Here is a 17,079-nt window from a genome sequence, read left to right as displayed (position 1 = left end):
ATCGGTGGTTCACGAAGGATTTACGGATGCTGTCAGGATTTTTCGGAGCGGTTGGAGATACACCTGTTTCTCCGTCGAAAGCCGTCGTCGTTGCGATTTCGAGCGACGGCCTGGCTGACGTCGCGACGGCTGAGGACGGACGATGAACACCGTGACCTGCCATGGACACACCATCCGGATGCTGAACATCAGCGGCACTCTTTGGATCGCGGCACCTGATGCGCTTCGTGCGCTGGGAGTCGATATTGCGCGTAAGGGTGCAAGTGTTCACCTGCAGAAGCTGCCGCGAACGGAAGTGAGACTTGTCACGTCATCCCAGTATCCGGACCTTTTCGCGGGGCGCCGCGGAAACCCGAGGATGAACCTCGTGACAGAGCAAGGGCTTGCTTTGCTACGAGAGCAATCGGGAAAGTTCTGCGTGGGATAGGCATCTCTCCCCGCCGGAACCGCGTCACCGCAGCGCCTCATCGAACGCCGGTCAGGCCACGAATGCCGGCACAGCGGACTACGAGACGCCTTTACTGACCACTCTCGGGAGCTCAGCCCACAGCCACCTCCGGTGCCTGACCTGCAGCTTTGAAAGCAATCCCTTAGATAATCTCTCCGACGGACGCTTGCCGCAGCGTCGCGCGGGCATATCTGTTGCTGGATTGAATTCGAGCAAAGGACCATCCAATGGCTGACCCGACGACATACGATACGGACCGCGGTGAAGGCGGCGAGACCCACCAGCATGTTCCGTCCGATGGCTCGCATCCTGCTCAGGCCCACCTGACGACAAACCACGGCGTTCGGATCTCCGACAATCAGAACAGTCTCAAATCCGGCAATCGCGGTCCGAGCTTGCTTGAGGACTTCGTTCTCCGCGAGAAAATCTTTCATTTCGACCACGAACGCATCCCTGAGCGCATCGTGCATGCCAGAGGCTCTGCCGCACACGGTTACTTTGAGCTCACGGAATCCCTCAGTGACGTGACAAAAGCCGACGTGTTTCAGCGTGTAGGGGACAAGGTTCCGGTTTTCGTCCGCTTCTCGACCGTTGCAGGCGGCGCTGGCTCTGTCGATACCCCTCGCGACGTTCGCGGCTTCGCCGTCAAATTCTACACGCAGGAAGGCAACTGGGATCTGGTCGGCAACAACATTCCGGTCTTCTTTATCCAGGATGCAATCAAGTTTCCCGATCTCATTCACTCGGTGAAAATGGAAGCTGACCGCGCCTATCCGCAGGCCGGCAGCGCGCACGGTACCTTCTGGGATTTCGCGTCGCTGATGCCTGAGACCACCCACATGCTTCTATGGGCCATGTCGGACCGTGGCATTCCGCGCTCGCTGCGCATGATGCAGGGCTTTGGCATTCATACGTTCCGCTTCGTCAACGAAGAGGGCAAGTCGACCTTCGTGAAGTTCCACTGGAAGCCGAAGCTCGGCGTTCAGTCGACGATCTGGGATGAGGCGCTCAAGCTTCAGGCCGCCGACAACGACTACCACCGTCGCGATCTCTGGGAAGCCATCGACAGTGGTGACTTTCCGGAATGGGAGCTCGGCGTTCAGCTTTTCGACGAGGAATTCGCAAGCAAGCTCCCCTACGACGTGCTCGACTCCACCAAGATCATCCCGGAAGAGATTTTGCCGGTCAAGATCGTCGGTCGGCTTGTGCTTGATCGCAACCCCGATAACTTCTTCGCCGAAACGGAACAGGTGGCTTTCCTGCCGTCGAACGTCGTCCCGGGAATCGACTTCTCCAACGATCCGCTTTTGCAAGGCCGGTTGTTCTCCTATCTGGATACCCAGAAATCGCGTCTCGGCACGGCCAATTTCCATCAGCTGCCGATCAACGCGCCGAAGTGCCCCATGCAGAATTTCCAGCGTGACGGCATGATGCAGATGAGCGTTCCGAAGGGTCGTGCCAATTACGAACCCAACAGCCTCTCAATGGCTGGAGAAGAAGGCGGCCCACGCGAGTGTCCCGCAACTGGCTTCCGGTCGTTCGAACGGGCGACAGGTGATCAGGAACAGGGCGACAAGCTGCGGGTCCGCGCCGAGCTCTTTGCCGACCATTACAGCCAGGCACGAATGTTCTGGAAGTCTCAGACAGCGTCCGAGCGAGCGCATATCGCGTCGTCTTTCGTGTTCGAGCTTTCCAAGGTCGAGTTCGATCACGTTCCGCCGCGCGTTATTGGTAATCTCCTGAACGTTGACGAGGAGTTGGCGCAGCGGGTCGCCGATGGTCTCGGAATCGACCTTCCGGCTGCCAATCCGGCTGCACGGGAACCGGTCGATCTCGATCCGTCGCCAGCCCTGTCGATCCAGAAGAACATGGTCGAGACGGTCAAGGGTCGAAAGATCGGCATCCTTATTGCTGATGGCACCGATGCGAAGGCATTGAGTGATCTGAAGAACGCCATCAGCCAGGCTGGCGCCACCGCATTCGTCGTTGCGCCTAAGATCGGAAAGGCAAAACTGTCCGACGGCAACGTAACGAAAGCCGATGGTCAGCTCGCCGGTTCGCCGTCACAGCTCTTCGACGCGGTCGCGGTTCTCCTCTCGAAGGAAGGCAGCGACATGCTGACCCGAGAAGCAGCAGCGGTCCAGTGGGTGATGGATGCGTTCGGCCACCTCAAGGCTATCGGCCATACGAACGAGGCCCAGCCACTGCTGCAGAAAGCCGGCGTCGAAACCGATGACGGTGTTGTCGGGATGGACGGCTTCCTGAAGGCCGCTGCAAAGCGGTACTGGGATCGCGAACCCAAGGTGCGCATGCTCGCCTAACGCAATAAATAGCCCGGCGTGTCACTGCTTTCGTGGCATGCCGGATATAGCAAATGAGGGGGTGGGAACGGACCGTTCCCACCCCCTCACGCGTTTATGATGGTCGCGATTTCGATGACCAGCTGAGTGCAGGATCCCAGTCAACGGTCCCGATCGGCTAGTTGAAGGGCCGGCTGACAGTGCGCTTGACGTCTGCCATGGAGGGGCCACGGACTGTCCGGTATCTTGCGGCGACAAGGTTATAGATACCGAACGCTGCGAGCCCGGCTGCGATGACGATGAAGATGGTCGCACCGCCCGGCAGCTCGCTCAACCAGTCCATCGCGTCAGCCATGCCGCCAGCTTGATCAGGATCGACCTTGAAGCCGGCATAGGCAAACAGGATGCCGACAACGGCAAAGACGACACCGCGGGCGACGAGACCGTATACACAGACATAAGTGAGCCAGCTGGCGTTGCTCGGGATGCTGATATACTTCTCGAATTTCCGCGTCAGGCCCTTTATCATTGTAACGACACCTCCTGCGAACAGTCCAATGCCGGCGATGATGGCGAGGTAGGAGCCGAAAGGTTGGGACATGATCCATGTCGCCAGGCCCTTCTCTCCAGAACCACCGCCTCCGCCGCCCGAAAAGACCGAAAGCCCGATTGCGTAGATCCCGAGACCGACATAGGTCACGGCGCTGCCGAGAAGGCTCGCCCGAATGACCATTCCTTTGGCATCGCTGCCATGTCCGTCACTGTCCGCCAGAGCCTGGGCAAGCCGCCAGGCCACAAAACAGAAAAGCCCGATGCCGATTATCCCGACCCACACTTTGCCGAACGGCTGATCCAGCAACGACGATATGGCCGACTTGCTTTCGGGACGACCGCCGCCGAAGCTCGAGAACAGCGCCAACGCCGCAACCAGAAGAAAAACGACACCTCGCGCGGCATAACCGAACTTAGCTAGCATCTCGAAACGAAATTCCTGCGGCACGCGCTTCTCCCTGGACGACGTCGGTAAAGGATCGAAACGCTCGGTACGGCATAAGGTTGTCGAAAACTACAGGTGAACCTCAAAGAAGAACCGAATCGCCTTCGTTCACACCCCTGTTTGCCACAAAGCGCAAGCTGCAGCGCCAAAGTGCCGGCCAGTCGAGCGCGCCTTACGGCTCGCCCAAAACGAAAAAGCCTGCCGCGGGAGGAGGTGCGGCAGGCTTTTCGAAAAGATCGAACAACGGCTGGGAGGAGGAGTGCCGCTGTTCTGCCAGACGCCCATTGGGAGGAGTGGGTCGCCTGGAACACGAAGCTCTGCGGGAGGAGGTGCATTGCTTCGTTGGAAGACTGGATATTCCATTTATCCGAATGTAGGAAGGCGGCATGTTGCAGTGCAGCTATGCACAATACGCGGCACTACCTCGTTGACGGCTTGAGGATGAGTGCCCATGAGCCGCGTTCTCTCCTAGAATTTTCTGACCGGTGACGGAGCTTTGTCGGATCGGCCTGGTTTTTTCTTTGGAGCCTCAGACGCGAATGCTGCGGGCGGGTACCAGTAGCCGTCGCTGTGGCGCCGGTAGCCCTGACGGCGTTCCTTCATACCGCGGTGGCCCTTGAGCATATGCTGTTTGCCCTGTTGCTTCTGGACAAGCTGAACGTCACCCTTGGAAAGCGGCTTCGCCCCCATCATCTGGGCATTGGCAGTGGAGATCCCGGTCAGCACGAGTATGCCGACCAATCCTGTCGCGAGGTATGCAGAGTATTTCAATGTCAGCTCCTTTGATAGCAAGCGAACAACAGCAAAAGCTCCATGCGGTTCCTATCAGGGATCTGACATTTACGTTTATTTACAGTTATTTACACTTACTGAAAATCGCCTGATCAGCAAGCGAGAGGCGCTCAGGAATATCGGCGCGAACCGATCATATGAGATGGTTGTCAGTCGAGTGCTCGTTTCCGCTGCATCGGTCTTTGGTGTTGTCCCGGTAATATCCCGCACGACGATCAAGATCTGTGCGCTGTTTAGATGCGGCGTCTGAAGCGGCCGCGTGACACAAAGCACCCAAACCGTCGTGTGGCTTTACCGCGCGGAACATTTAGCCAAGAGCACGCGTTGGAAAGCAAATTGTAAATTAGGCATGCTCATGAACGACTCGATCTCGGCGAAAAGGGGGGCACAGGACGCCGGGGACAAGCTTCTTGCAGAGCATTCTTCCAAGGATCCCTTCTCCGCAGCATTCAAAGCAACCCGGATGCCGATGATCATCACGGATCCGCGCCAGTACGACAATCCGATCATCTTTTCCAACAAGGCCTTTAGTGACCTGACCGGATATCCGGCGGACGAACTGGTGGGCCGCAACTGTCGTTTCCTGCAAGGACCCGAGACCGACCCATCGGCAGTTCAGAAGATAAGGGAAGCGATCAGGGACCAGAGGTCGATCGCGATCGATATCGTCAACCACCGGAAAGACGGCTCGACATTTTGGAACGCTCTTTTCATCAGCCCTGTGTTCGACGATCAGGGCGATCCGCTCTACTACTTCGCGTCGCAGCTTGATTTCACGGACGACAAGACGTTGGAGATGCAGTCGGCTTCGGCGCGTCGGAGAGCCGAGGCGGAGGTCGCTGCCCGAACAGCAGAACTCACCCAGGCCCTCGATGCAAAGACGACCCTCGTCCACGAGGTCGACCACCGCGTCAAGAACAACCTGCTGACCATCGCTTCGATCGTGAAACTCAAGGCCAGGAAAACACGGGACGAAACGGTCCGGCATACGCTCCTGTCGGTCCTCAACCGTGTCGAGGCCCTCAGCACGGTGCAACGCAAGCTCTTCATGTCGAACGACGTCGGTCGCTTCGATGTCGCCGACTTTGCCCGCGATCACGTTGTCGACCTTGTGGGATCGCTCGGGCGCGACGATATCCGGATCACCATGGATCTGTCACCGGTTCTTGTGCCCGCCGCCAAGGCCTCCCCACTGGCTCTGATCGTCAATGAACTCATTGGCGATGCGGTCCGACGCGGATTGAGCGTGGGCGGTGGAGAGATCCACCTCGTGGTCAATCGTCCAAACGGGCATTTCATCATCGAAGTCCGCGATACGGTCGATCCGGTCGACGTCGACGAAGAGGATAACGAATTCGGACGGCTGATGCTGGAGACGTGCTGCCGTCAGGTCGAGGCCGAGATCGAACGTGAGGTAGAGGGTCGGCGAACCACTGTCCGCATCATCTTGCCGCTAGATAGCTGATATGGAGCATAGCTTGAAAATCATGATCGTTGAAGACGAGGCCCTTCTGGCGCTTGAGCTCGAAGAAGAAGTCGAGGCGGCGGGCCATTCTGTAATCGGTCAGGCCATGAACCGGAAAAAGGCGCTGGCCATTCTGGAAGGCCAGATACCGGAATTTGCCTTTGTCGATGTGCATCTGACCGATGGCCCGACCGGGCTCGAGGTCGGGCGGCACCTTGCCGACCGGGGGATCCCGTACGTATTCATCACCGGAAACCTGAAGCGCATTCCGGAAGATTTCGTGGGTGCAATCGGTGTAATCGAAAAGCCGTATACGATGAACGGCTTGAAGAATGCTCTCGAATACATCGCGCGACTTCTGCGCGGCGACATCGGGTTGAGCGTTCCACCCAGCATTATCGTCGCGCCGCCTGCACCGTGATTGAGACTGATTGAACTACCGGGAACTCCCCGCAACATTCGCCCACTGCCGTCTCGCGGCTACCTTGCACTCGCAGTTCAGAAACGGCCGACAATGACTTCGACACGGATATCCATACGCTTGCGATCGGATACACAATGAACACGGTATCCCAGCGACCGCACGAAGTCGCATTGGCAAACACGATGGACGTTGCTCTCATGGCGGAAATCCTGTCCGCAAGCGACGACTGTATCAAGGTTATCGACCTCGCCGGCAACATTACGTTCATGAGCGCTGGCGGCATGCGCGTCATGGAAATCGACGATTTCGAAACCATCCGCAACTGTCCTTGGCCTGATTTTTGGAAAGACGACGGGAACGCGGCAGCGCGCGAAGCGCTTGAGGCTGCGCGCTCCGGACGTAGCTGTAGCTTTGTCGGGACGGCGGAAACGGCCAAAGGAAACTCGCGGTGGTGGGAAGTGAAAGTTTCCCCAATCCTTGGAGGAGACGGCAAGCCCGATCGGATCCTGTCCATCTCCCGCGACATCACAGGAACGAAAAAAGCGGAACAGGCAGCCATTCGCTCCGAGCGCCGGATGAAGGAAACTCTCGAGGCTGGAAGCCTTGGGTATTGGGAGCTCGACCTCGCGACCATGGCACTCCAGACCTCTGACGTGTGCCGGGAAAACTTCGGTCGTCACAGGGACCAGTCCCTCAGCTATGACGATCTGCAGAGCGCTATCCATCCCGACGACTTGCCCCGCATGCAAGCCGCGGTGGAGGAAACCCTGGCAGGAAGCTCGGACTACGATGTCCAGTACCGCGTCATCCGTCCCGACGGTGTTGTGGCCTGGGTGCTCGCGCGTGGCCAGCTCGTCCACGATGACCGGGGGCAGGCCGTCGCGATGTGCGGCGTATCGCTCGATATCACCGAGCTCAAATCCATGCAGGACAAGCTTTCACGAAGCGAAGAGCGCCTGCAGCTTGCTCTCGGCGCATCGACAATGGTCGGCATCTGGGATTGGGATCTGAAGACGAACCTGATCTATGCCGACCCCAACTTCGCCGAGATCTATACGGTAGAACCGGGTCGCGCAGCCGCTGGCGCGCCGCTTGAGGAATACACACGGAATTTCCATCCCGACGACATGCCAGCGTTCGAAGCGGAACTGGGGCGGTTGTTCGAGGGACAGTCGACCTTCGATAACGAATACCGCATCATCCAGCCAGGTGGCGGTGTTCGCTGGGTCCACGCAAAGGGCCGTCTTATCCGCGACTCCTCCGGCGAGCCCGTGCGTTTTTCGGGTGCATCTGTCGAAATCACCGAGCGTAAGCAGGCCGAAGAAACACAAAAGCTGCTGATGCACGAACTCGCGCACCGGGTCAAAAACACGCTTGCCGTGGTGCAGGCCATCACCACCCAGTCTTTGCGCAATGCCCAGACGGTGGACGATGCGCGCGACAAGATCCAGTCGCGCCTCTCCGCTCTTTCCAAAGCGCATGACATGCTGACGCAAGAGGATTGGCGCGGAGCCGAATTGCGCGATGTGGTGGCCAACACTGTCTGCAATATCGGGATGCAGGACAGCGACCGCATCAAGGTTCGTGGGACGACCGTCATGCTCGGACCCCAGGCTGCCATGTCCTTCGGCCTGGTACTTCACGAGTTGATGACCAACGCCGTCAAATACGGTGCGCTTTCCAACGAGGTTGGCCATATCGATATCGAGTGGTCTGTCGTGCCACAGGGTGGCGAGAACAGGCTTCAGTTTAGTTGGATCGAAGTGGACGGACCAATCGTCGCCGTTCCAGAGCACAAGGGTTTCGGATCAAAACTGATCAAGTCGAGCCTGGGCTCGATGGGATCTGTTGATGTCGCTTATAATCCCACAGGACTTGTGCTGAAGATGGATGCGTCAATGGCTCAAATCGGGGCCGTGCTCACAGTCTGAGGTGGCAGCAGCTAGCACTTCCCGACAGTGCTAGCTGTTCAGCCATGCGTCCTTGACGTCGGCCGTCGCGTTGTCGGGCTTGGAATCCCCAATGAAGATCAGTACCGGTCCGCTGTTCTTGCGAACCGGATCGTAGAAATCGAGTAGATCAGGATACTCGTTTTGGATGAAGCCCGGGAACGGTTGCTGGTCGCGTAGGAAATGGTCGACCACGACCTGGTCGCCGTGCACGGAGTTGGGAACGGTTCCGCAACTGCCCGGCGCAATCCAGTGATCCGGATCGCGTTTGAACCGCTCGTACAGAAACGAGAAATCGTCTTTGTTCCAGCGCATCAACGCGGTCGACGCTCGAGACTTCAGGAAATGATCCTCCATCACAACGGCATCGCCTTTTGATGCAAGCTCGCTGGCCGAGGACATGAAGATCGTGTCCAGGTCGCAGAGTATGTTGACATCGTCGGAGAGCTCGGGACGGAAAGTCTCGAATTTCGACCACCACTTCGGCCAGTCGTGGCGAAATTTGACGGTCTCGACACCGTCCATTGCCTCATCGAAATCCGTGATACAGACGATGCGATCAAGGCCCGCAATATGCCGCCTCGCCCCGCGGGCAAGGCGTTCCACCCAGATCGGCTCGTAGCGCCCCCCGGAGCGCAGGACGGTCGTCAACGTGACCATGATCAGACGACCTTGAGCAACGGGCTTGCAATACGCCGCGCATCACCCATCCAGAGCTGGTCGCAGAGCTCTTCCAGCCAGTTTGCGGCCCTGGCCGCAGCGGCCGGCTCGTGCAGAGTTGCAAGTGCTTCCGTGTCGAGCTCTTCGGCACGCTGCAGAAGCCCCCGCCATCCCTCGTAATCTCCCGGCCAGTATGGAGCGGAAACCGCTGCGCCAAGTCGGACGAGCTCGGATGCCTTGCGATGCTGTTCGGAAAAATACCGCCATTCGGGCATCACCACGAATTTCCGGGCCGCACGCGCAATCTCATGAACCGTGTTGTCGCCAGCGGAGGCCACAACGATATCGGCCGCTGCGATATGGTCCGTGACGTTGTCGACCCAGCCGAGTTCCTTCAAATTGGGGAAATCCGTCTCATGGCCTTCCCGCAGAACAGGACCGGCGACGAGCCACAGCGCATCCGGGACGGCCCGTGCGGCAATCGTCAGCGGCGCATAGGGCGTGCCGCTGCCGCCGCCACCTGTCATGACCAGCACGATCTTCTGATCCGAGGGCAGCCCAAGTCTCTGGCGTGCCTCTGCACGGGACAGAACCTGATCGCGGGTGGTGCAAAGACCACCCGTATAGAACGTCTTGTCGCGAAGATGGCGCGGATAGTCCTGCTGCTCCATACGCTCGTCGAACGGCGCCAGAATGCCGACCATCGCTTCGTAGGATCCGATATGACCGACGTCGTTGCGGTCGCCGTGGAGGCGCATCTGAACTGTTGGGGTGGAGCAGATCCGACCCAACATTCCGATCTCCGACGACACGTCCACGACAAACAGACCAATATCGCGGTCGTCGAGATGCTCGACGATGGTGCGCATCGTTTTCCGCATCGACGGCAGGCCCAAGGGAACGCAGTGCATGACCGATGGTGTAGGCTCATCGAACAGCCGCGCGGTCGGGACCGTTTCGCCGATCATGTTCGGCAGCGCGACGACCTCGACGCTTGAGCTTACGGACTCGAAATAGTCCGGCCCGGCCGTCAGAACAGAGACCTGCCTGTCCTGGCTGAAATGCTCGGCAATGGCCATAATACGGTTGGCATGTCCGCGGCCCTGATGATGGGCGAAAAACGCGATTGGCTTTTTCATACTCGATAATTCCTATGAATACAGAACGGTACCGGGCTGTCGCGCGGCCTCAATTTCAGTCGGGTCCGGAAAGCGCAGGACGTCCAGCGCATCGCCATCCTCCTCCCATCGGATCAGCCCCGCCTCGCGGAACTGGCCAAGCCAGTAGCCCATGCACCAGCGGCCATGCTTTTCCTGAAAGAGGCGGGCATTGCGAAGGATCGGGTCGAAGTTGTGCAGAGGCGGTATGAGGACCGGGTGATGCTGGTGGTAGACGCGCGCGCCACCCACCCGGTAGGTCTTCACTCCGGCCTGCTCTGCCGATGCGGCGAAGTCGGTTTCTTCCCCGCCATACGCGACGAAGCGCTCATCCATACCGCCGATCGCTTGCCACGTGCGTTTTCGCAGCGCGAAGGACAGGCCCCAAAGCTGGCCGCCATCCGGTTCCTGCTCGACACGGCCGAATTCAGGAAACCGAGGCTTGGAGACATGCGGTTTGCCGAGCTCGTCGAGCACACCGTAGTCTCCCCGGAAATCGGTCACTTCTGCCGGCAGATACAGAACTTCGCTCAGACAGATACCGTCATGCTCGTTCAAGGCGGCAGAGTAGAATTCAACAACCGTTGGCGACGCGATGCAGTCAACATCGAGAAACATGAGCGTGTCCCCCGACGCCGCGTTTGCCGCCGCGTTCCGCGCCTTGGCAAGCGGCAAGTCCTCTCCCTCGACGAACACGTGCTTGACCGGAAACGGCAGGCTCGGCAGATCCTCGAAAGGCTCCGGCTGCATCCAGGCGATCACGAGCTCCTTGGGAAGGCACGACTGCTCCCCAAGGCTGCGCATCAGGTTGGCGAGATGTCGCTCGCGGCCACGAACCAGGGTCAGGACACTGAGAGACATTCAGCCTCCGCCTGTCTGCGGAAGTGGAGAACACCTTCGATAATGCCTGCCGCGTGGGTTTCTGAAGCGATATAGGAATGGCTGAGTGCAGGAAGCGTGGCCAGTCCATCCGAGTAGTTGGCTACGATGATCGACTGCGGGATGGCCTGAAGCATCTCGATATCGTTGCCGGAATCGCCGGCGACGAATACCATGTTTTCAGACAGTCCAGCACCACGACGGACGTAGTCAACGGCCGTCCCTTTTGAAGCCTTGAGCGGCAGGACGTCGAGGTACCGTCGATGGCTGTGGATCACCGACGCGCGCAAACCTGCCTTTTCCAGCAGTTCCTTGATGCGTGCCACGACGCCGCTCGAGCCGTCACTGAAATAGCTGAGCTTGAAATCGCGCTGTTCGAGCGATGCCTGCGGGGTGAGGAAGCCTGCCTTGCGCAGAACTCTCTCGATGCCGCTTCGGTCCCAGTTCACGGCGATGCGCTCGGCCCAATGCCGGTCATACTCGTAGGAGACGCCGTTCTCGCTCAGGTGATAGATCTCGGATCCGACCGAGGTGATCATGACTTCCGGCCTCGGTACATCCTCCTGTTCGAGAATGGCCATGGCGCTGTGGAAGGAACGACCGGTCGCGACCCCGAAAGACAATCCACTCTGCTGTCGCCGCCAATTGCCAAAGGCATGCAGATGCGGAACCGATCCCACCAGAGTGTTGTCGATGTCGCTGATCAGTAGCTGCGAGGGCTTTTCCGTCTTGGCTGCGGGCTTGTCGATCAGCTCCGAGAGCAGGCCGTGATACCGTTCGGTATGTCGAGCCCAGTCATAACAGGCGACAGCACGTTCGCCGGCCTTGGAGTAAGTCTGCCACGTTTCGGAGCAGCCCAGAATTTTCAGCGCGGCGGAAGCAAGACCGTCCTCGTCGCGCGGGTCTATCAAGACACCGTTGCCGCAGGTCTCGACGATATCATTGGGGCCGCCGCTGTCTGTCGCGATCAACGGCAGACCAACGGCCGAGGCTTCCAGGAGCGTCAATCCGAACGGTTCGTTGAGTGCCGGATTGACGAAAATGCCACCGCGATTGCGAGCATAGGCATAATAGGCTGGCACCAGATCCGGTCGATGCATCTTCGGATAGGCGATCTTGCCGTACAGATCGTAGGTATCGACGAGATGAAGGATTTCGCGCAGGTTGTCCGCGAGATCCGGTTCGAGCTCGTCGATTTCGCAGCGGTTGCCGGCGAGGATCACAAGGTTCGCAGCTTCCTGGAGCGCTGGCGATTTTCCGTAGGCCCGTACAAGCCCGATCAGGTTCTTTTTGGTGACCGGGCGCGCGATGGCAAGCAAGACAGGCTTTTCCGGTTCAGCGAGGAAACGGGCGAGCTGGACCTCGACAGTTTCCGATGACTGGGCGCCCTGAAAAGCATCAAGGTCGCTGCCGGGCGGAAGCACGCGGATTTTGCCGGCGTCGTAGTTGTCATACCCCTTGTACTGCAGCTCAGCCTCGTCGCGCGAGGACGCAATGATCAGGGACGCCTGTTCAAGCGCGCATTCTTCCGCCGCAAGACGATGCGTCATGGATGCGTCCGATGCGATTTCCGGCATGGCCGCAATTTTCACCCTGCCGAGCGAATGCCCCGTGAAAACGAAAGGGATGCCCAACTCTGTTTTGATCCGCGCAGCGACGACCGCAGCGTCGGCGTAATGCGCATGGACAATGTCAGGAAGCCCATGTTCGCGAAGGTGCGCGATCAGCGCGTCGCTGAAGGATGCAACCTCCGCATGCATATCCTCTTTACTGACATAATCGGGGCGGTTGGTACGCAACCGTACAATCGAAACCTGGGGGCTCACGGCCTCGGAAGGCCGCTGATAGTCCTCGCCTTGGCCTTCGAAGGCACGCGTTGCGATCACTATTTTGGAGGCGGTGTCAGAGGCTTCACAGGCGCCGACAAGATCCATCAAGTAGCGGATATGCCCGCCGGTATCGGCCGTTAGCCCATACTCGACATTATTTCCGCGCAGACACCCTTGAAGTGCGACATGAAGAACGAACATACACAACCTTTCTGAGCAACAAGGATACAAAATGCTAGAATGCGCACCGGAACTCCCGAAGCCGATAAGGGTTGCGCAGGTTGCACCAAGTATCTTCCCCGTTCCTCCCCGCGATCATGGCGGAACGGAGCGTGTAATCCACGATCTCTGCGTAGCGATGCAACGCCAGGGTTGTGAGATTACCCTGTTTGCGGCATCCGACAGCACCACGCCGGTCACCCGCATCGGGTCCCTGCCGAGCTTGCAGTTTCTGGAGAGCGAACACGGCACCGTGCCGCCTTCGATACCGGCAGTGCTCGAAAGCGTGACGTTGGATGAGGTTCGCCAGCGGCTCGACGAGTTCGACATCCTGCATTTCCACGGCGAGTTCTTTCACGCGACCCTGCTGGGCGATCAGCGCTCGAAATCGCTGACAACGATCCATTGGCGCGTCGACGAGCTTGACCGGAAGCTGTTCTTCAATGCCTTCCCCGACCTGCCGGTCGCGGCCATTTCAGCGTCCCAGCAACGTGGGATCCCAGAAGCCAACCGCGCCGGCGTCGTCCTTCACGGCGTCGACGGAGACCGCTTCGAGCCCTCCTTCGAGCCCGGGTCCTATCTCGCCTTCATCGGGCGCATGACCGACCAGAAGCGGCCGGACAAGGCAATCGACGTTGCGGTCGAGTGCGGTCACCCCATCAAGCTCGCCGGTACGGTTGACGTCGGCAATCCGCTCTACTTCGACACCTATGTCCGGCCGAAGCTTGGCGATGGTGTCGAGTATGTCGGCCCGGTCGGTGATGCGGCCAAGAGCGAGCTGCTCCGCGGTGCGACAGCGCTGCTGTTTCCGATCGACTGGCCGGAACCGTTCGGTCTGGTCATGATCGAGGCCATGGCCTGCGGCACGCCCGTGATTGCGTGGAACAAGGGTTCGGTCTCCGAAGTGGTGGAAGACGGTGTCACCGGCTTTATCGTCGAGAACGAAGCGCAGGCAGTCGAAGCGGTCAACAAGGTGGGAAGCCTCGATCGCCACCGCATCCGCGCCCGGTTCGAGGAGCGCTTTACCGCAGACCGCATGGCGCGGGACTATATCGAGATGTACAAGAGGATGCTGAAGTCGTGATGAGGACAGCGCTTCTCGCCTGGGACTACCCGCCGTCTCCAAGCGGACTTTCGACGGCGGCCAGGGAGATCGCTATGGCGCTCTCTGGCGAGGGCTGCGACGTGACTGTCTTTACGCTCGATCGCTCGGGAGCTCAGAACATAGACGGCGTTCACGTCGTCGGTTGTGATATCCCGGATCAATCCCGTATCGGCCGCCTGCGCAAATGGGCAGCGATCGGTCACGCCGCCGCACCGCTGCGGTTCCGGCAGGCCGTTTTGCGTGATCATGCGGCAAAGCCCTTCGACGTGGTGGAAGCAACCAACTGGTACGCGCCAGCGAGTTTGCTGACGGGTCGGCACGGATTTGCGCTTGTGACGCGCAATTCGACGCCCGCTGCCTGGAGCAGGATGGCTGAGCTGCCGGTTCGAGACAAGCTGGACGCGGCTGCTGCGGACTTGCTGGAAAAGAAGCAGGCAGGGTCGAGCGCCGGGCTGATCTCCAACACGGACGAACACGGTCGACGGATCGTCGACCTCTACAAGATCGATAGCCAAATACCGCATCGGACGATCGGTCTTTCGCTGCCGCCTGAATTGCTGAAGACGGCACAGTCATCGCCCTACCCGGCTGGAGAGGAACCTGTCAGAATCCTGTTCGTCGGACGTGCGGAACAGCGCAAGGGTTTTGCAGAGCTGATGGGTGCGGTAGAAATTCTGGCCGCCGAAGTCGCTTCCGGAACACTTCCTCCGTTTCACGTCAATCTGCTCGGCGTGCCGTCCGTCGATCTGCCGTCGCAGATGAGCGCTCATGCGCGCGAACGGGTAACCGCCCTGGGCCGCCAACCCGACGAAATGCTCCACGACCTCTATCGGCAGGCTCATATCGTTGCGGCACCGTCGCGATACGAAAGCTTCGGACTGGTTTACCAGGAGGCGATTGCGTTCGGGCGGCCCGTGGTTGCGTCGGCTGAAGATCCGAGCGCGCGGGAATTCGTCGGAGCCACCGGAGCCGGGCTACTCGCGGAACGAACGCTTCCCCAGGACATCGCAGCCTCCTTGCGATCCATTATCCAGTCGCCACAACTGCGCGAACAACTGCATCATCGCGCCGTGCTGGCAGCCGGCCGTTTCGATAGACCCTATCTCGGTCGCGAGACCATGGCGCTCTACCGGCAGGCAATAGCCAAGTCTGGAAAGGCAAGATCTTGAAGGACGAGACAAACATCCGAGACGAAAGCCATATCGCGATCATCGGCAACTCCCCTGACTTCGTCGATGCCGGGCAGATGACGGATCGCTGTGACTGGGTCACGCGCTTCAACAATACCGCTGGGTTCATGGACGTCTCGGGGACGGCGATCTCCGAACTGGTTCTCGTCAGCCGCGGCGGACAGGCGACCGAATGGCTGGCCGACCCGGAGTTCACCAATCGCCCCGCGGTGCGGAAAGCCGCACTGATTACCTTGGTTTTTCCGCTGAGTTCGGATCCCGGCGACGAATGCGGCGCCTTGGAGCTGACGTCGTTGCTGGAGGGCATCGGAAAACGCGTGCGCTATATCGAGCAATCCGTTCACGATCAGGCCCGACAGGAGCTGGAGGCACGTGGCGCGGCGCCGGACGCAGCCTTGAGCTCGGGCTTTGTCTATGCGTTCGAAACCCTCCTCGATCGCCCGGACGATGCACCGCCTGTGATCGTGGCGGGCTTTTCGTTCGAGGGCTGGGACGGTCATGCCTGGGGCGCCGAAAAGCGCTGGTTCGAAGACATGCAGAAGTCGGGACGGCTCGATATTCGCGGGCTGTAAACCCTTCGTCAGGATAACGGCTGGCGCGTTCTCTGGCTGTCTGAGCCGCTTGCCCGACCAGAATTTCTAAAAGGACGGAACTTCGGTCGGACTCACGCCTTCTAACGCCATGAAAAACAAAATCCTGCTCGTCTCGCTTCTATCCTCAATCACATTCGGAGCCGCGCAAGCGCAGGAATTGACCGCTGAGGCGGTCAATAACGCGGATATCGCGGCTGTTCCGCCAGAGCCCGTCCAGCAGCAGGAGAAGCCTGCCCCGGATCCCACGATCATTCACCTTCAGGTTCTCCTCGATCGCGCCGGCGCTTCCCCCGGCGTGATCGACGGCCTGGATGGAAACAATGTCCGCAAGGCTGTCGCGGGTTTCGAAGCTCTCCAGAGCCTTCCCGTCGACGGGAAAGTCGACCCCGACGTGGTTACGCGTCTGGCAGACGATCAGCATGTCGTCGGTCCATACCAGATCGATCCCGATGATGCTGCAGACATCGTCGCCGAGATTCCGAAGGACTATGCCGAACAGGCCAAGATGGAGCATCTTGGCTTTACCAGCGTCGCTGAAAAGCTCGCCGAGCGGTTCCATATGGACGTGGACCTTGTGCATGCACTGAACCCATCGGCGAAATTCGAGGCCGGCGAAACCATCTTGGTCGCCAACATCGGTGCGCCCCGCGCCGGCGTCGTCAAACGGATAGAAGCTCGCCGCAAGGAAGGACAGCTGGTCGCTTACGACGATCAGGATGCTATCATCGCGGTTTATCCGGCCACGATCGGGAGCGAGGATAATCCTTCGCCCTCCGGCAAGCATAAGGTCAACGGCGTCGCCCGTAACCCGACCTATGAATACAATCCAAAAATCAACTTCCAGCAGGGACAAAACAAGTCCAAGCTCACACTCCCGAGCGGTGCCAACAATCCGGTCGGAACGGTATGGATCGATCTGTCGGAGCCGACCTATGGCATTCACGGAACGCCGGAGCCGTCGCTGATCGATAAGGCGGGCTCGCACGGTTGTGTGCGTCTCACGAACTGGGACGCCGAGGAACTGGCCAGCATGGTGAAGCCCGGCGTGATGGTCGAATTCGAAGACTAAAGC

Annotated in this window: 14 protein-coding genes; 8 read left to right on the top strand and 6 right to left on the bottom strand. The window is 59.3% G+C overall.

Annotation, left to right across the window (positions count from 1 at the left end; all coding sequences use genetic code 11):
* The first annotated feature begins 675 nt into the window (after positions 1 to 675).
* Complete coding sequence (locus IFT59_RS14180) at positions 676 to 2,769, top strand: catalase (protein ID WP_192087284.1); 2,094 nt, start codon at positions 676 to 678, stop codon at positions 2,767 to 2,769.
* Positions 2,770 to 2,926: 157 nt separating this feature from the next.
* Here IFT59_RS14180 and IFT59_RS14175 read toward each other — a convergent pair whose 3' ends face one another.
* Together IFT59_RS14175 and IFT59_RS14170 are read right to left on the bottom strand one after the other, a co-directional pair.
* Positions 2,927 to 3,748 carry a DUF1206 domain-containing protein gene (locus IFT59_RS14175; RefSeq protein ID WP_062459479.1) on the bottom strand — a complete coding sequence of 274 codons (822 nt, stop codon included), beginning with the start codon at positions 3,746 to 3,748 and terminating at the stop codon, positions 2,927 to 2,929.
* A gap of 465 nt (positions 3,749 to 4,213) precedes the next feature.
* Entirely contained in the window at positions 4,214 to 4,516 is a 303-nt protein-coding gene (locus tag IFT59_RS14170) for a hypothetical protein (RefSeq protein ID WP_192087283.1), read from the bottom strand.
* A gap of 376 nt (positions 4,517 to 4,892) precedes the next feature.
* Between IFT59_RS14170 and IFT59_RS14165 the strand changes: the two genes are divergently transcribed.
* The 3 genes from IFT59_RS14165 (at position 4,893) to IFT59_RS14155 (ending at position 8,357) form a co-directional block, all read left to right on the top strand.
* Positions 4,893 to 6,002 (top strand): PAS domain-containing protein, encoded by a 1,110-nt coding sequence (locus IFT59_RS14165; protein ID WP_192087282.1) that lies wholly within the window; start codon positions 4,893 to 4,895, stop codon positions 6,000 to 6,002.
* Positions 6,003 to 6,015: 13 nt separating this feature from the next.
* Positions 6,016 to 6,423 (top strand): response regulator, encoded by a 408-nt coding sequence (locus IFT59_RS14160; protein ID WP_062459470.1) that lies wholly within the window; start codon positions 6,016 to 6,018, stop codon positions 6,421 to 6,423.
* Positions 6,424 to 6,560: 137 nt separating this feature from the next.
* On the top strand, positions 6,561 to 8,357 hold the full coding sequence (locus tag IFT59_RS14155; protein ID WP_192087281.1) for a PAS domain-containing sensor histidine kinase: 1,797 nt from the start codon (positions 6,561 to 6,563) through the stop codon (positions 8,355 to 8,357).
* A gap of 30 nt (positions 8,358 to 8,387) precedes the next feature.
* On the opposite strand, the gene IFT59_RS14150 is transcribed toward IFT59_RS14155, so the two are convergent.
* Genes IFT59_RS14150 through IFT59_RS14135 form a run of 4 tightly spaced genes read right to left on the bottom strand, consistent with a single transcriptional unit; the run spans position 8,388 to position 13,101 of the window.
* Positions 8,388 to 9,035: a hypothetical protein gene (locus IFT59_RS14150; protein WP_192087280.1), complete on the bottom strand. Its 648-nt coding sequence runs from the start codon at positions 9,033 to 9,035 to the stop codon at positions 8,388 to 8,390.
* Between the two features lie 2 nt (positions 9,036 to 9,037).
* Positions 9,038 to 10,174, bottom strand: a complete 1,137-nt coding sequence (locus IFT59_RS14145; protein ID WP_192087279.1) for a glycosyltransferase — start codon at positions 10,172 to 10,174, stop codon at positions 9,038 to 9,040.
* Positions 10,175 to 10,186: 12 nt separating this feature from the next.
* Positions 10,187 to 11,053, bottom strand: a complete 867-nt coding sequence (locus IFT59_RS14140; protein ID WP_192087278.1) for a glycosyltransferase family 2 protein — start codon at positions 11,051 to 11,053, stop codon at positions 10,187 to 10,189.
* On the bottom strand, positions 11,035 to 13,101 hold the full coding sequence (locus IFT59_RS14135; protein ID WP_192087277.1) for an HAD-IIB family hydrolase: 2,067 nt from the start codon (positions 13,099 to 13,101) through the stop codon (positions 11,035 to 11,037). The genes IFT59_RS14140 and IFT59_RS14135 overlap by 19 nt, the downstream gene beginning before the upstream one ends.
* 31 nt (positions 13,102 to 13,132) lie before the next feature.
* On the opposite strand from IFT59_RS14135, the gene IFT59_RS14130 reads away from it, so the two are divergent.
* The 4 genes from IFT59_RS14130 (at position 13,133) to IFT59_RS14115 (ending at position 17,076) form a co-directional block, all read left to right on the top strand.
* Entirely contained in the window at positions 13,133 to 14,203 is a 1,071-nt protein-coding gene (locus IFT59_RS14130) for a glycosyltransferase family 4 protein (protein ID WP_192087276.1), read from the top strand.
* The gene (locus tag IFT59_RS14125) at positions 14,203 to 15,393 is read left to right on the top strand and encodes a glycosyltransferase family 4 protein (RefSeq protein ID WP_192087275.1); all 1,191 of its coding nucleotides are present in this window, start codon (positions 14,203 to 14,205) and stop codon (positions 15,391 to 15,393) included. The genes IFT59_RS14130 and IFT59_RS14125 overlap by 1 nt, the downstream gene beginning before the upstream one ends.
* Positions 15,390 to 15,986, top strand: coding sequence for a hypothetical protein (locus tag IFT59_RS14120; RefSeq protein WP_192087274.1), 597 nt, complete (start codon positions 15,390 to 15,392; stop codon positions 15,984 to 15,986). The genes IFT59_RS14125 and IFT59_RS14120 overlap by 4 nt, the downstream gene beginning before the upstream one ends.
* Before the next feature lie 109 nt (positions 15,987 to 16,095).
* Complete coding sequence (locus IFT59_RS14115; protein ID WP_192087273.1) at positions 16,096 to 17,076, top strand: L,D-transpeptidase family protein; 981 nt, start codon at positions 16,096 to 16,098, stop codon at positions 17,074 to 17,076.
* The last annotated feature ends 3 nt before the right edge of the window (positions 17,077 to 17,079 follow it).

The organism is Rhizobium sp. CFBP 8752, assembly GCF_014842035.1.
Classification (GTDB): domain Bacteria; phylum Pseudomonadota; class Alphaproteobacteria; order Rhizobiales; family Rhizobiaceae; genus Neorhizobium; species Neorhizobium soli.
This window is presented reverse-complemented; position numbering and strand designations above follow the sequence as displayed.